At 66.0% G+C, this 15,560-nt stretch carries 16 protein-coding genes; all 16 read left to right on the top strand.

Annotated features, from left to right (window positions below; translation table 11 throughout):
• Positions 1-206: 206 nt before the first annotated feature.
• The 16 genes from OMP44_RS04115 (at position 207) to OMP44_RS04040 (ending at position 15,557) form a co-directional block, all read left to right on the top strand.
• Positions 207-1,757 carry a sugar ABC transporter ATP-binding protein gene (locus OMP44_RS04115; RefSeq protein WP_280306620.1) on the top strand — a complete coding sequence of 517 codons (1,551 nt, stop codon included), beginning with the start codon at positions 207-209 and terminating at the stop codon, positions 1,755-1,757.
• A 36-nt stretch (positions 1,758-1,793) separates the two neighbouring features.
• A complete protein-coding gene (locus OMP44_RS04110; protein ID WP_027602020.1) occupies positions 1,794-2,780 on the top strand; it encodes an ABC transporter permease in 987 nt (328 codons plus the stop codon).
• 30 nt (positions 2,781-2,810) lie between these two features.
• On the top strand, positions 2,811-3,755 hold the full coding sequence (locus tag OMP44_RS04105; protein ID WP_280306614.1) for an ABC transporter substrate-binding protein: 945 nt from the start codon (positions 2,811-2,813) through the stop codon (positions 3,753-3,755).
• A 14-nt stretch (positions 3,756-3,769) separates the two neighbouring features.
• Complete coding sequence (locus tag OMP44_RS04100) at positions 3,770-4,786, top strand: aldo/keto reductase (protein WP_280306612.1); 1,017 nt, start codon at positions 3,770-3,772, stop codon at positions 4,784-4,786.
• Between the two features lie 111 nt (positions 4,787-4,897).
• Positions 4,898-5,908, top strand: coding sequence for a zinc-binding alcohol dehydrogenase family protein (locus OMP44_RS04095; protein ID WP_280306610.1), 1,011 nt, complete (start codon positions 4,898-4,900; stop codon positions 5,906-5,908).
• A gap of 39 nt (positions 5,909-5,947) precedes the next feature.
• Positions 5,948-6,286: an L-rhamnose mutarotase gene (locus OMP44_RS04090; protein ID WP_158897077.1), complete on the top strand. Its 339-nt coding sequence runs from the start codon at positions 5,948-5,950 to the stop codon at positions 6,284-6,286.
• Positions 6,287-6,350: 64 nt separating this feature from the next.
• Positions 6,351-7,058 carry a FadR/GntR family transcriptional regulator gene (locus OMP44_RS04085; RefSeq protein ID WP_280306608.1) on the top strand — a complete coding sequence of 236 codons (708 nt, stop codon included), beginning with the start codon at positions 6,351-6,353 and terminating at the stop codon, positions 7,056-7,058.
• A gap of 130 nt (positions 7,059-7,188) precedes the next feature.
• Positions 7,189-8,073: a MurR/RpiR family transcriptional regulator gene (locus tag OMP44_RS04080; RefSeq protein WP_133860908.1), complete on the top strand. Its 885-nt coding sequence runs from the start codon at positions 7,189-7,191 to the stop codon at positions 8,071-8,073.
• A 200-nt stretch (positions 8,074-8,273) separates the two neighbouring features.
• Positions 8,274-9,122 (top strand): transporter substrate-binding domain-containing protein, encoded by an 849-nt coding sequence (locus tag OMP44_RS04075; RefSeq protein ID WP_280306606.1) that lies wholly within the window; start codon positions 8,274-8,276, stop codon positions 9,120-9,122.
• Between the two features lie 8 nt (positions 9,123-9,130).
• Positions 9,131-9,748, top strand: a complete 618-nt coding sequence (locus OMP44_RS04070; RefSeq protein WP_133860910.1) for a DUF1989 domain-containing protein — start codon at positions 9,131-9,133, stop codon at positions 9,746-9,748.
• Positions 9,749-9,758: 10 nt separating this feature from the next.
• Complete coding sequence (locus OMP44_RS04065) at positions 9,759-10,400, top strand: urea carboxylase-associated family protein (RefSeq protein ID WP_280306603.1); 642 nt, start codon at positions 9,759-9,761, stop codon at positions 10,398-10,400.
• Positions 10,401-10,403: 3 nt separating this feature from the next.
• The gene (locus OMP44_RS04060) at positions 10,404-11,057 is read left to right on the top strand and encodes an amino acid ABC transporter permease (protein ID WP_280306602.1); all 654 of its coding nucleotides are present in this window, start codon (positions 10,404-10,406) and stop codon (positions 11,055-11,057) included.
• Entirely contained in the window at positions 11,057-11,716 is a 660-nt protein-coding gene (locus tag OMP44_RS04055; RefSeq protein ID WP_280306600.1) for an amino acid ABC transporter permease, read from the top strand. The genes OMP44_RS04060 and OMP44_RS04055 overlap by 1 nt, the downstream gene beginning before the upstream one ends.
• A 19-nt stretch (positions 11,717-11,735) precedes the next feature.
• On the top strand, positions 11,736-12,419 hold the full coding sequence (locus OMP44_RS04050; RefSeq protein WP_280306598.1) for an urea carboxylase-associated family protein: 684 nt from the start codon (positions 11,736-11,738) through the stop codon (positions 12,417-12,419).
• Positions 12,420-12,666: 247 nt separating this feature from the next.
• Positions 12,667-13,905 (top strand): OprD family porin, encoded by a 1,239-nt coding sequence (locus OMP44_RS04045; protein ID WP_280306596.1) that lies wholly within the window; start codon positions 12,667-12,669, stop codon positions 13,903-13,905.
• 59 nt (positions 13,906-13,964) lie between these two features.
• Complete coding sequence (locus tag OMP44_RS04040; protein WP_280306595.1) at positions 13,965-15,557, top strand: argininosuccinate lyase; 1,593 nt, start codon at positions 13,965-13,967, stop codon at positions 15,555-15,557.
• Positions 15,558-15,560 lie beyond the last annotated feature (3 nt).

Raw genomic sequence — 15,560 nt, 5'->3', positions numbered from 1 at the left:
CCTCGTCGCTGTTGCGAAAGCCTCCGCCTGAGTGAGGACTGCCCCCGCCGGGCCTGCGAGCAACGTGCGAATCCGGCCCCAATCTGGCAAGACCAATTCTAAAAAATCAAATTGGTCTTGCCAGATATCCGAACGGGGGTGTAGCTTTCCCTGCCATGGATCTCACATAGGGCAACGACCCTAGAACAACAAAAAGAGAGAGCACCATGCTGGATACCCCATCGCCCCGCGGCGAAGGTGGCGGCCCCGTACCGGCCGCGCCCGCGCCCTGTCTGACGCTCGAAAACATTTCCAAGCGCTTTCCCGGCGTCGTGGCCCTCGACGACGTCAGCCTCAGCCTCTACCCGGGTGAGGTCCACGCCATCTGCGGCGAGAACGGTGCCGGCAAGTCCACCCTGATGAAGATCGTCAGCGGCCAGCAGCCGCCGGACGAGGGGCGGATCCGCTACCTGGGCGAAGAGCGGCACTTCAAGTCCGTGTCGGAAGCCGAGCATGTCGGCATCGCCATCATTCACCAGGAACTCAACCTGGTGCCCCACCTCACGGTGGCGGAAAACATCTTCCTGGCCCGCGAGCCGGTGCGCTTCGGCCTGATCGACAGACGCAAGATGCAGGCGGACACCGAAGCCTGCCTGGCCCGCCTGGGCGTGGCCATCAGCCCCCGCGCCCCGGTGGCCAAGCTGTCGGTGGCCCAGCAGCAGATGGTGGAGATCGCCAAGGCGCTGTCGCTGGACGCCCGGGTGCTCATCCTCGACGAACCGACCTCCTCGCTGACCGAAAGCGAGACCCAGGCGCTGTTCAAGGTCATCCAGGACCTCAAGGCGCGCGGCGTCGGCATGCTCTACATCTCCCACCGGCTGGACGAGATGCGCCACATCGTCGACCGGGTGACCATCCTGCGCGACGGTCGCTACGTCTCCACCCAGCGCTTTGCCGACACCAGTGTCGACGCCATAGTGGCGGGCATGGTCGGGCGCTCCCTCGACGAGAAATTTCCGCCGCGCACCTCGGCGCCCACCGGCGAGGTGCTGCTGCGGGCGCAAGGCCTGAGCCGCAAGGGGGTCTTTCAGGACATCAGCTTCGAATTGCGCCGCGGTGAGATCCTCGGCTTCGCCGGCCTCATGGGCGCCGGGCGCACCGAGATCGCCCGGGCGATCTTTGGCGCCGATCGGCTGGATGCAGGCCAAGTGGAAATCAATGGCCGCGCGGTCACTATCCGCAGTCCGCGCGACGGCATCGACCAGGGCATCGCCTACCTGTCCGAAGACCGCAAGAAGGACGGCCTGGCGGTCAAGATGACCCTGGCGCACAACCTGACCCTGGCCAATCTGGATGCCCTCTGCGGGCCGCTGGGCTTCATCCGCTTCAAAGAGGAGGCGCGGGTCGCCCAGGACTACGTGCGGCGGCTGGACATCCGCACGCCCTCGATCGACAAGGTCACCCGCTACCTCTCGGGCGGCAACCAGCAAAAGATCATCATCGGCAAATGGCTGTTCCGGGACGCCCGGATCATGTTCTTCGACGAGCCCACCCGGGGCATCGACGTCGGCGCCAAGTACGCCATCTACGAAATGATGGACCAGCTGGCGGCCCAGGGCATCGGCGTCGTCCTGATCAGTTCGGAGCTGCCGGAATTGCTCGGCATGAGCGATCGGATCCTGGTCTTTCACGAAGGTCGCCTGACCGGTGACGTCGAGACCCGGGCCACCTCCCAGGACCAGATCATGCACTACGCCTCCGGCTGCACGTCGCACTGACGGCAGCTCGCCACGCGTGTCGAGCGAGACAGAGAAATGACCGAAAAACAAAAAGAATTTCTGCAGAAGTTTGGCGCCCTGGTCAGCCTGCTGGCCCTGATCGCGGTGTTCTCCTCCATGAGCAGTGCCTTCCTCACCATGGGCAACGGCATGAGCGTGGCTTTGCAGGTCACCTCCATCGCCTTTCTCGGCCTCGGTGCGACGGCGGTGATCATCACCGGCGGCATCGACCTCTCGGTGGGCTCGGTGCTGGCCCTGGCCGGCGTGGCCAACGCCATGGCGGTCAAGGCCGGAGCGTCCATCGAGGTGGGCATCCTGGTCGGCCTGATCGTCGGCGGGATCTGCGGTGCGATCAACGGCCTGTTCGTGACCCTGGTCAAGCTGCCGCCCTTCATCGCCACCCTGGGCATGATGCTGGTGGCCCGCGGCCTGGCGCTGCGACTGACCGATGCCCAGCCCATCTCCGGCCTCGGCGCGGCCTTTGGCGTGCTCGGCAACGGTACCCTGGGCCGCATCGAACGCATCGGCGACGACGGCTTTCCCAACGTGATCTTTCCGGGCATCCCCTACCCGGTAATCATCATGATCGTCCTGGCCATCGCCCTGTGGCTGGTGCTCAGCCGCACCCGCCTGGGCCGCCACATCTATGCCGTGGGCTCGAACGCCGAAGCGGCCCGGCTCTCCGGGGTCAAGGTGCGTGCGGTCACCCTCTTCACCTATGTACTGTCCGGCGTGCTGGCCGGCCTGACCGGCGCGGTGCTGATGTCGCGCCTGGTCACCGCCCAGCCGAACGAAGGGGTGATGTACGAACTGGATGCCATCGCCAGCGCGGTGATCGGCGGCACCTCGCTCTCCGGCGGCATCGGCAGCGTGTCGGGCACCCTGATCGGCGCCTTCACCATCGGCGTGCTGCGCAACGGCCTCAACATGCTCGGCGTCTCCAGCTTCACCCAGCAGATCATCATCGGCCTGGTGATCCTGCTGACCGTCTGTATCGACCAGCTCCGCAACCGCAAGAAGTGAACCCTCGATAACAACAACAAGGAACGACCGATGAAAAACTTCAAGAAAGTGGTCCTGGGTGTCGCCCTCTCCGCCGCGACCTCCCTGGCGCTGGCCGGTAACGGCGAGATCGCCGTCATCGTCAAGAGTGCCAACTCCAACTACTGGCAGAACGTGCAGAAGGGCGTGCAGGAGACGGCCAAGCAACACACCAGCTACAAGGTCACCTTCCAGGGACCGGCCTCGGAATCGGCGATCGCCGACGAGGTGAACATGGTGGTCAATGCCGTCAACCGCGGCGTCTCGGGCATCGTGCTGGCGCCGTCCGACCCGGACGCCCTGGTGCCGGCCATCAAGCAGGCCTGGGAAGCCCATATCCCGGTGGTGCTGATCGACTCCTCGGTCGCGGAAAGCGGCGCGCCCTACTACCAGTCCTTTCTCTCCACCGACAACAACAAGGCCGGCGAGCTGTCCGCCCAGCGCATGATCGAGAAGGTCGGCAAGACCGGCAAGATCGCCATCATGTCCTATGTGCCGGGCACCGGCTCGGAAACGGGCCGGGTCGGCGGCTTCCGCAAATACCTGGAGCAGCATTCGCAGCTGACCGTGGTGGGCCCCTTCTATTCCCAGTCGCAGATGGCCAACGCCCTCAACCAGACCACCGACGTCCTGGCCTCCAATCCTGACCTCAAGGGCATCTACGGCGCCAACGAACCCACCGCGGTCGGCATGGCGCGGGCCATCGCCCAGTCGGGCAAGGCCGGCAAGCTGCAGGCCATCGGCTTCGACGGCAACGAAGATCTGCAGAGCTTCGTGCGCGACGGCACCCTGGACGCCATCGTGGTGCAGAGTTCCTATCGCATGGGCCTGGAATCGGTCGCCACGGTGATCAAGGTCATCGAGAAGCAGAAGGTACCCAAGTTCATCGACACCGGCGTCCTGCTCATCGACAAGGCCAACCTGGACAGCCCTGACGCACGCAACGTGCTCTATTGAGCGGAGGCCTGGCGATGAATCTCTCCGAACGGCGTCCCCTGGCGAAAAGCCCGCTGGCCCTGCCGGTGCTCGGACTCGGCTGCTCCCAGCTGGGCGGACTGTACCGGGACATGCCCCTGCAGCAGGCCGTCGACACCCTGGCCGGCGCCTGGCGGCAGGGCATCCGCTATTTCGATACGGCGCCCTTCTATGGCTATGGCCGCTCGGAGCATCGCCTCGGGGCCTTTCTCGACGAATTGCCGCGGGATGAAGTCGTGCTCAGCAGCAAGGTGGGCCGGCTGCTCGCGCCCAACGGCAGCGAGCGCGCCAACGACGACGGCTGGGCCCGGCCACTGCCCTTCAAGCCGGTCTACGACTACAGCTACGACGCCATCCTCAGGTCCCATGAAGACAGCCTGCAGCGACTGGGGCTGACGCGGATCGACATCCTCTATGTGCACGACATCGGCCGCCGCACCCATGGCGAGCGGCATGACCGGCACTGGCAGGCGCTGACCCGCGGCGGCGGTTTCCGCGCGCTGGAGGAGTTGCGCAGCGGAGGCCAGATCCAGGCCATCGGCCTGGGCGTCAACGAATGGGAGGTCGTGGTCGACAGCCTCGACGAGTGCCCGCTGGACTGCACCCTGCTGGCCGGTCGCTACACCCTGCTGGAGCAGGAGAGCCTGAGACCCCTGCTCGATCGCTGCCTGGCCCAGGGCCACGCCATCGTCGCCGGCGGGGTGTTCAACTCCGGGATCCTCGCCGGTGGCCAGCACTTCGACTATGGCGCCGCGCCGTCAGCGGTGGTGGCCAAGGTGCGGGCCCTGCAGGCTGTCTGCGCCGATTTCGCGATCCCGCTGGCCGCCGCGGCCCTGCAATTTCCCCTGGCGCATCCGGCGGTCGCCTCGGCGGTCATCGGCGCGCGCAGCGCCGAGCAGGTGGCCAGCAACCTGGCCTGGCTGCAGACGCCCATTCCGGCGGAATTCTGGAGCACCCTCAAGCAGCGCGGCCTGCTGGACGCCGACGCCCCCGTGGCAGGAGCCCCGGCATGAGATTGCACAGCCCTTGCCGCCCCGCTCCCGGGCGCCGGACGCTGACTGCCATTCCCGGCGCGCGCCGCGCCATGAATCCAATGTGCATCCCGAGCGATGCGGAGTCTTCCTATGCTGACCGTCATCTGTGAAAAACCCGGCCTGCTGGTCTCCCGCGATACCCCCAAGCCCGCCCGTGGCGCAGGCGAAACCCTGATCCGCATTCGCCGGGTCGGCGTCTGCGGGACCGACCTGCACATCTACGAAGGCAACCAGCCCTATCTGGAATACCCACGGGTGATGGGCCACGAGATTTCCGGCGTCGTCGAGGAAACCGACGACAGCGGGCGCCTGCAGGCGGGGGACATCGTCTATGTGGTGCCCTACCTGTCCTGCGGCCAGTGCATCGCCTGCCGCCAGGGCAAGACCAACTGCTGCACCAGGATCGCGGTCCTGGGCGTGCACCGCGACGGCGCCCTGACCGAGTACCTCAGTCTGCCCGACCGCTTCGTCTTCAAGGCCGAGGGCCTCACCCTCGACCAGGCGGCCATGGTGGAATTTCTCGCCATCGGCGCCCATGCCGTGCGCCGTTCGGGGCTGGGCCAGGCCCAGCGCGTGCTGGTGGTGGGCGCCGGCCCCATCGGCATGGCGGCGGCGATCTTCGCCGGCATCGCCGGGGCGCAGGTCACCGTCCTCGACACCCGCGCCGATCGCCTGGAATTCTGTCGCCAGCACCTGCAGGTCGCGGCCACGGTCACCGTCGGTGAAGGCGACAAGGACGAACTGGCGCGGCTGACCGACAGCGACTTCTTCGACGTGGTGTTCGACGCCACCGGCAACGCCCGCGCCATCGAGCGGGGTTTCGAATTCGTCGCCCATGCCGGCAGCTATGTGCTGATCTCGGTGGTCAAGGATCACATCCGCTTCGCCGATCCCGAGTTCCACAAGCGCGAGACCACCCTGCTGGGCAGTCGCAACGCCACCGCCGAGGATTTCCAGCATGTCGAGCGCTGCCTGCGCGAGGGCCTGATCCCGGACGCGGCACTCAATACCCACCGCCTGCAACTGGCCGAACTCCCCACCCGCTTCGCGGAGCTACTGGACCCGGCCCGCGGCGTCGTCAAAGCCATCGTCGAAATCTGAACGGGTCTGATCGGCCAGCACCGGCCGAGGAGCGAGAACATGACACGCTACTGTCTGCTGCTGGACCTGCGGGACGACCCCGCGCTCATCGCCGAATACGAACGCCAGCACGCGGCGGTCTGGCCCGAGGTCATCGCCCATCTGCGCGAAGCCGGCGTCGCCAACATGACCATCTGGCGCCTCGGCTGTCGGCTGACCATGCTGCTCGAAGCCGGGCCGGGCTTCTCCTTCGACCGCCTGCACGAGCTGGAACAGCGCAATCCCAGGATCCAGGAATGGGAAACCCTGATGGCGCGCTATCAGCTGTCCTCGCCCGAGGCGGGATCGGAGAAATGGCAGCTGGCGACCCCGCTATTCGAGCTGGCCGCCCTGCCCTGAGCCGCTGGCGCCGAACCGGGTAGCCCATGAGATACTGAAGCCCTTGAAGATGCAGGTTTCATCGATGACGCTGCCCACTGCCACCACCGAAAGAAAGCTCTACCAGAAGATCGCGGATCGCCTGCGCCAGCATATCCGCGAGGGCGCCATCGAAGCCGGTACCCGCCTGCCGCCGGAGCGCGACCTGGCGCTGTTGCTGGGCGTCTCCCGGCCGTCGCTGCGCGAAGCCCTGATCGCCCTGGAAATCGAAGGCAGCATCGAGGTCCGCCAGGGCTCCGGGATCTATGTGAACGCCGCGCTGCTGAACAATGGCGCCCGGACCTCCACCCTTGGCGAAAGTCCTTCGGAGTTGATGCACGCCCGGGCCATGATCGAGGGCGCGACCATCGTGCTGGCCTGTTCCCTGGGTGGCAAGGCCGATTACCGCTACCTGGCGAAGTGCATCCGGAACATGAGCGACAAGATCGCCCAGGGGCTTTCGCCCATGGAGGACGATCGCAAGTTCCACTGCCGCCTGGCCCGGATGAGTGGCAACTCCACGCTGGTGCGCATCATCACCTCGCTGTTCGACGAGCGTCACAGCCCCCTCTCCACCCACGTCGCCGAGCAGACCGAAAGCCAGAAGACCTGGGGCGTCGCCGTGGCCGAACACGAAGCCATCCTGCGCGCGGTGGAAGCCCGCGACCTGATCGGTGCCCAGACAGCCATGCGCCACCACCTGCTCTGTTCGGAAGCGCGCTGGCTCGAGGGCTTCGCCTCCAGCGAGGATTGAGGACGCCGCGTCCGCGGGCCTGGCTCAATACCTGCCGCACCGCCAGCGTCGGCGGCTACCCGGGAGCACTACGCTCGGCAACGCCTTTGCCGCTAGACTGCAGCCTCCCTTCGCAGACCAGAGCCGCTCGATGCTGCCATCCGACCAGACTCGGCTACCGCCACCCACCTCCCTGGAGAGTCGGATCAAGGCACGCTACGAACAGATGTCGGTCGTGGAGCAGAAGCTGTCCGACGTGATCCTGGCCGCGCCTGGCCAGCTCGCCATGCAGACCGCCACCGAGCTAGCCACCCGTGCCGGCGTCTCCAAGGCCACCGCCACACGCTTCTTCCGTACGCTGGGCTATGCCTCCTACGAAGAAGCCCGGCGCCAGGCCCGGACGCTGCGTGGAGAGGGCTCACCGCTCTATCTGCAGGACCGTGGCGCCGCCGAGCGCACGGTCGATGACCTCCTGCAGCATCATCTGGAGCAGGAACTGGCCAACGTCCGGCAGACCTATCAGTCGCTGAATCAGGACGAACTCTTCGCCGCCGTGCACGCCATCGTCGGTGCCCGGCGGGTGGTCATCATCGGCTTTCGGCATAGCCAGACCATCGCCCACATGGTCCGCAGCCATCTGATCCAGGTCCGCGGCGACATCCTGCTGCTGCCCTCACCCGGCGACAGCCTGGCCGAATATCTCGCCAGCCTGGGGCCGGACGATGTCGCCATCTGCATCGGGCTGCGGCGAAGGATGCCGCAACTCGAGAAGACCATGGCCGTGATGGGCCAGCTGGGGGTCCGCATGCTCTACCTGGCCGATGTCCTGGCCGGTAGCCCCGCTCAGCTGGCGAACTGGGTGATCCGCTGCCACACCGAAAGCACCCTGATGTTCGACAGCAACAGCAGCGTCTCGGCCATCACCAATCTGCTGTGCTCCCTGGTCGGCAAGGAACTGACTGGCCGCAAGATCTCCCACCTGGAGACCGCCGAGCGTCTGCACCAGCAACTGGAAGAGCTGGACAACCCCCGCTGACGCACCATTTCAATTCGTCATGCACCGGATAAAGGCAGCGGAGCGAATCCGTCCCGAAACATAAGAAACAAAAGTTTCCATTACATTTAAAAAGAAACATTAGTTTCTTCAAGGGGTTACGGCGCTCGCTACGGCAGCCGCCCGAGATGGCATGCTTTCTGCGATGAGGCCTGGGTCACCCCTCCGACCTAGGCGCTCCCATGACCTCTCTTGCTTACCGCTGTGCCATGACGCTTTCCGCCCTGGCCTTCGGGCTCGGCCTGCTGGGCGCTGCCAGCGCCGATACCCTCGATGACGTGAAAGCCCGCGGCAAGCTGGTGGTGGCCATAGATCCCACCTTCGCGCCCTACGAGTACACGGACGCCAGCGGCACCATCGTTGGCTATACAACGGAAATCATGCAGCGGGTGGCCGCCAGCCTGGGCGTCGCGCTCGAATACCAGAAGATGGCCTTCAGCGGCATCATCCCGGCGCTGATCGCCGGCTCCGTCGACGCCGAAGGCTCCTCGCTCAACGTTACCGCCGAGCGCGCCGCCAAGGTTCTCTTCACCGTGCCCTTCGGCAAGAGCGTCAACGCGGTCCTGGTGCGGGCCGACGAGACCCGGGTGACGGCCACCCCGCTGACCGTCGAAGCCCTTTCCGGCCTGACCGCTGCGGTCAAGGCCACCACCGCGCCTGAACAGCTGCTCAAGCAGTTCAACGGTCAACTGAAGGCGCGGCAGCTCCCGCCGATCAAGATCATCAGTGTCGACAGCGTCGACCAGACCCTGGCCGCGCTCATGACCCGCCGCGCCGATTTCGTCTTCGACGATCTCACCGTGCTGGGCGGTCTGACCAAGCAGCTGCCCGGCAAGGTCAAGCAGGTCGGCGAACTGGGTGACAGCCAGTGGATCAGCTGGGCCACCCGCAAGGGCGACGCGCGCCTGAACAAGGTGATCAGCGATGAAATCATCGCCCTCGAGCAATCCGGCGAACTGAAAACGCTGCAACAGCGCTACCTCGGGGTCAGCTTCGACCTGCCCACCGCCGACTTCATCCCCCGCCAGTGAGTCTTCCCATGCCTTGCCCAACCCATCACGTGCACGTCCCGGCCGGGCACGGCCGGACTTTCGAGATCCGTGCCGGCCAGTACCTCACCATCATCGACACCGACGGTCAGCAGGCGGCGGACTTCGTCGCCGTCGTGCGGGGCCGCCTGGAGGAGCAGCTGTCCCCGGTGCACACCCGCCGCCGGCTCAATTCGCTGTTCTTCGCGGTCGGCGACTGCCTCTACTCCACCGCCGACGAGCCGCTGCTGGAAGTGATCGCCGACACCATTGGCGTCCACGATGCCAACGTGCCCGCCTGCGATCCGACCCGCTTCAGCGTCGATTTCGGTGTGGATGGCCACCGTAACTGCCTGGACAACCTGCACGAAGGCCTGGCCGGTTACGGCCTGCTGGCGGTCAACGTGCCGGAGCCCTTCAACCTGTTCCAGAACGGACCGGTAACCGCCGACGGCCGCATGCAGGTCACCGACCCCAGGAGCAAGGCAGGCGATCACGTGGTGTTCCGGGCACTCAAGGACCTGGTCTGCGCCGTGTCCTCCTGTCCGCAGGACATCATTCCGGGCAATGGCCTGCACGTGACGCCCATTGATATCCGCATCGCCGACACCGCCCCCACTCCCGCCTGAGGACCGCCCCATGCTGTTGATGAAAGAACACCTCGACGAACGCGCGCCGCTGCCCGTGCAGCGGGTCGAGATCCGCGCCGGAAGCGCCGGTTCGATCGCCGTGAAGCGGGGTCAGTTGCTGCGCATCGAAGCCCTGGACGCCGGTGTGGTGGCCAGCCTGTTCGGCTTCAGCGAGGAGGATCCCCTGGTGCATCTCTCGGTCCATCACACACGGGTTTTCAGCAACTCCTATGTCCTCGGCTCGGGCATGCGGCTGGTGAACAATCGGCGGCGCCCGGTGATGGTCCTGGGCCAGGACAGCCTGGGCACCCACGACCTGCTGCTGCCCGCCTCCACCAGCGCCTTCCTGCGCAGCCGCGGCTATGCGCAGACCGGCTGCGTCGAAGCGGTACAGGCCGAGCTCGCGCGGCTGGGGCGGCGCCAGCCCAAGCTTCCGGACCCCGTCAACCTGTTCATGCATGTCGTGCTGGAACGCGATGGCAGCCTGCATCCCCAGCCGAACCGGACCAAGGCGGGCGACCGGATCACCTGCCGCGTGGTGCAGGACATGCTCTTCGTCGTCTCGACCTGCTGCACGGGCAATCCCGGCAACGACCAGGTCGGCGCCGTGGCGCTCGCGGTCGCGGAAAGCCTGAGCGACTTCCCGGAGTAAGCCGTGCTGGAACAGATGCTCAAGATCCTGCCGGAGCTGAGGCCCGGATTGCTGGTCACGCTCGAGCTGACGCTGGCCGCGGCGCTGCTCAGCTTCAGCGTCGGTCACCTCATCTGGTGGCTGCGACAACACCAGGCCTGGCTGCCCAGCCGGCTGGGCAGCCTGTACATCAGCCTGATGCGCGGAACGCCTTCCATCGTCCAGCTGTTCCTGGTGTTCTTCTCGATGCCGCTGCTCGGCCTGGGCGGCAAACCGCTGCTGGCCGCCGTGCTCGCGCTCGGCCTGAACAGCGCCGCCTATACCGCGGAGATCCTGCGGGGAAGCTATCGCAACCTGGCCAGTGGCCAGACCGAGGCGTCCCTGGCCCTGGGACTCTCCCACCTGCAGTGCTGGCGTCACGTCCTGGCACCCCAGGCGCTGCGCAGCAGCCTGCCGGCGCTGGTCAACGAATTCACGCTGATCGTCAAGACCACGCCCCTGGCGTCCGTGATCGCCGTGACCGAGCTGACCTACGCCGGACAGCTGATCATCGCCCGCACCTACGAGGCCGGACCGGTGATGCTGCCGGTCGTCGCCGGCTACCTGCTGGTGTGCTGGCCGATCCTGCTGCTCGCTCGGCGCCTGGAAGGGCGTTTCGCCACCGCGAGGAACGCCTGATGGATCTGGGCATCATCCTGGCCTACGCCCCGTCGCTGCTCGCCGGCCTGGTCTACACCCTGCAACTCTCCCTGATCACGGCGCTGCCCGCCCTGCTCCTGGCCGCCCTGCTGGCCTGGATCCGGCTGCGCGGCCGCCAGCCACTGCTCCAGCTGCTGGCGCGCGGCTACACCGACCTCATCCTGGGCCTGCCGCTGCTGGTGCTGATCTATGTGCTCTTCTTCATCCTGCCGGAATACGGCCTCACCCTGTCCTCGCCCCTGGTGGGGGTCACGGCCCTGACCCTGTACTACGGTCCCTATCTGGCCCAGGTGCTGCGCGCCGCCTTCGCGGCCATTCCGCCAGGGCAATTCGAGGCCTGCAGCGCCCTGGGCATGTCCCGCTGGCAGAGCTTCCGCCATGTCGCCCTGGCCCAGGCGCTCCCCGTGGCCCTGCCGCCGGCGACCGGCCTGTTCATCGGCCTGCTGAAGGATTCGGCGCTGCTGTCGGTGGTCTCGGTCGAGGAGTTCATGTACGCGGCCAAGCAGGCCATTTCGGAAAGCTACGCCCCCCTGGAAATCTATCTGGCGGTCGCCCTGAGCTACTGGCTGGTCACACTCGCCATCGATGCGGCCGCCGCCGCCTGGGAGCGCCGCCTCACCCGCCATCGCATCCACTAGTCACCCACGAGGTTCATCCATGTCACATCCCCTCGCTTCCATCGTCGTACCCGCCGGTCACGGCAAGGCCGTCCGCCTACGCGCCGGCCAAAGCGTGCAGGTCATCAATACCCACGGTACCCAGGTCGTCGACTGCTGGGCCTGGAATGCCTATGACCTCAACGAATACATGTGCATGGAGGCCACCCGGGTCTATACCCAGCACCTCAATCCCGTGGTCGGCGACAGCTTCGTCACCAGCGAGCGCCACCCGATCCTGACCGTGGTCGAAGACACCTCCCCGGGGGTCCACGATACCTTCATGGCGGCCTGCGACCGCCGTCGCTACGAATTGCTCGGGTGCAGCCACTACCACCGGAACTGCACCGACAACCTGGTCGAGGGCATGCTGGAACTGGGCGTCACGCCGCCCCGGCGCAGCCTCGCCTCCTTCAATATCTTCATGAACATCCGGGTACAGCCGGACAATATCCACCTGGACACCCTGCCCACGGTGACCCGCCCAGGCGACTTCATCACCCTGCGCGCGGAAATGGACTGCTTCGTCGCCTTCTCGGCCTGCCCCCAGGATATCGTCAGCATCCAGGGGGAAGGCGACAACACGCCCAAGGACGCCGAGCTGCGCATCCTCGACGACGCCTATCCCCATATTCCGCTCCGGGGTCCCTGGGTGCCCGCCCATTTGGCGGCACGCTCGGGCTGAGCCGCGCTGGCCTGGCGTCACCTCGGGAGACGCCAGGCCCCGCCAGCATCCCGGTGGGCTACGTCCAGTAGGCAATCAATCAGGCTGATCGAGAACTAGGCGCGCTGACCATATCCTTAAAGTATCAAGCACCGACTTTTCATATATTTTTAATCTTTCAGCAAAGTCCTTAAGGTTCCCGTCGTGAGCGGCCACCGCCTCACGACGAAACGCGCCCAATAACAATAACGCGTCAAGGAATCTCACCATGCGCATGCCACCGCTAGCCCTCGGGGTCGGTACCGCCGCCCTCGCCTCCTTTCTACCCTCCGATGCCTTCGCCGAGTTCTTTGCCGACAGCAAGGCCGACCTGGAACTGCGCAACTTCTACTTCAACGGCGACTATCGCCAGTCGGGCGCCCGGCAATCCAAGCGGGAGGAATGGGCCCAGGGCTTCATTCTCGATTACGAATCCGGCTTCACCGAGGGGCCGGTGGGCTTCGGCCTCGACGCCCTGGGCATGCTCGGCCTCAAGCTGGATTCGGGGCCGGACCGGCAGAACACCGGTCTGTTGCCGGTGGGCGACCGGCGAGCGCCCGACGACTACAGCAAGCTCGGGCTGACCGGCAAGGTGCGGGTGTCCAGGAGCACCCTGCAGGTCGGCACCCTGATCCCCCGGCTGCAGACCATCCGCAGCAGCAACTCCCGCCTGTTGCCGCAGACCTTCCAGGGCGCCCAGCTGGTGTCGAAGGAACTGGACAACCTGACCTTCAACGCCGGGCGGCTGACCCAGAACCGCGTTCGCAACGACAGCGCCAACGAGGACATGACCGTAGGCGGCAGCGGTATCAGCGGCGGCCGCGCGTCCGACCAGTTCGATTTCGCCGGCCTGAGCTACAAATGGAGCCAGCAGCTCACTACCGTCTACGACTACGGTCACCTCGACCAGAACTACGAACAGCATATGTTCAACGTGCTGCACGTCCTGCCGCTCGGCAAGGGCCAGTCGCTGGAGACGGATCTGCGCTATGCCCGCTCGCGCAAGGACGGCGGCAGCAACGTCGACAACGATGCCTATGGCGCCAAGTTCACCTACAACCTGGGTCACCATGCCTTCGGCGCCGCCTACCAGCAGATGCACGGCGAAACCGGCTTCCCCCATCTCAACGGCACCGATTCGTACCTGGTCAACTACGTGATGCTGTCGCCGGATTTCGCCAATCCGGGCGAGCGCTCCTGGCAGGTGCGCTACGACTACGACTTCGCCGCCTGGGGCCTCCCGGGCCTCGCCTTCATGACGCGCTATCTCAGGGGCGACCATTTCGACGGGCCCGGCGGTTTCGCCAGTCAGGAGTGGGAACGCGATACCGAGCTGGAATACACCTTCCAGACCGGCGCGCTGAAGAACTTCAAGGTGCGTTGGCGCAATGGCAGCTACCGCAGCCATAACGACACCGAGCTCGACCAGAACCGCCTGATCCTCAGCTACACCCTGCCCCTGCTCTGACCCCACCGCCGGCTGCGGACCGCGCCGGCCTCGATCCCATCCCGACAGGACTTTCCTCCATGCCCGTTACCCCGCGTTTGCTGCCGCTCGCCCTGCTCGTCGCCCTGGCCGCCGGTACCCCGGCACTGGCCGCCAATACCGCTGACGCCCCTTGCAAGACCACCGCCGAGTGCAAGGCCGAGGTCGCCAGGATCGGCGGCACCGTGACCCACAGTGGCACCCGCGCTGGCGGCGTCGAAGACCAGTTCGACGGGCTGAACCGCATCAACAAAGCCTCCATCGTGATGCTGACAGAGGAAGGCATCGTTACCCCGGAAATGGGGCGCAAGATCGCCAGCGGGGTCGAATTCGCCATCGACCAGAGAGGGCAGCCGGACGGCAAGCGACCCACCGACATCCTCCAGCTGGAAAAGATCATGACCGACAAGATCGGGCCGGAAGCCTCGCTGATCCACTCGGGCCGCAGTCGCCAGGACATCTATGCCACCTACCGCCTGGCGTCCCTGCGTGGCCAGGTGCTGGCCTACAGCGACGCCGTGAACGCGACCCGTCAGCGCCTGCTGACCCTGGCCGCCGCCAACGTCGATACCCTGGTGCCGGCCTATACCAACGGCGTCCAGGCGATGCCGATCTCCTACGCCCACTATCTGCTCGCCTACGCCGATTCCTTCGCCCGCGACGCCCAGCGCATCGCCCAGCTCTATCAGCGCCTCAACCTCAGCCCGATGGGCACCGCCGTGCTGGCCAATTCCGCCTATCCGCTGAACCGCGAGCGTCTCGCCGCCCTGCTCGGCTTCGATGGGGTGCGGCAGAATTCGCTGGATTCCAGCCAGGTCTCCACCTATGACATCCCCATCGAGGCGGCCGACATCGCCGCCTCCTCGGCGATCCGGCTGGGGGCGATGATCGGCGACATCCATACCCAGTACCACCAGATCCGCCCCTGGCTGCTGCTGGAGGAAGGCTCCACCTACACCAGCAGCGCCATGCCGCAGAAGCGCAATCCCGGACTGCTGATGCGCACCCGGGAAGCCGCCTCGGACACCATCGGCCTGGCGCAGACCATCACCCTGCGCGCGCACAACGTGACCACCGGCATGACGGACTACAAGTTCGCCTTCGACGACCTGAATTTCTATGACTCGGCCATCGGCATGTTCACCAGCATGGACCGCGTGCTCGAGGCCCTGAAGGTCAATCCGCAGCGCGCCCTGAAAGAGCTGGAGAACGAATGGACCACCTCGATGGAGCTGGCCGACACCCTGGAACGAGCGCACAAGGTGCCCTTCCGCATCGGTCACAGCTTCGCCTCGCTGATCGTCACCGAGGCCCGCAACGAAGGCTACACGCCCAAGACCTTCCCCTTCGCCAAGGCCCGGCAGCTCTACACCCAGGCCGCTGAGAAGTACCAGTGGAAGGAAACCAGCCTGCCGCTGCAGGAGGCCGAATTCCGCAATGCCCTCTCGCCGACCAGCATGGTCAAGACCCGGGTCGGCACCGGCGGTCCGCAACCGGCCGAGGTGCAGCGCATGCTCGGCGAGGCGAAGCGGGCCCTGCAGACCGATGTCGACTGGACCAAGGCCCGGCGTCAGCGGCTCGCCGAGGCCGACACCGCGCTCGATCAGGCCTTTGCCAAGCTGCTGAAGCCGTGATCG

The sequence above is a fragment of the Pseudomonas flavocrustae genome (assembly GCF_029872515.1).
In the GTDB taxonomy this organism is placed as follows: domain Bacteria; phylum Pseudomonadota; class Gammaproteobacteria; order Pseudomonadales; family Pseudomonadaceae; genus Chryseomonas; species Chryseomonas aestiva.
Note: the sequence above shows the minus strand (reverse complement) of the source record. Positions and strands in the feature narration are given on the sequence as shown.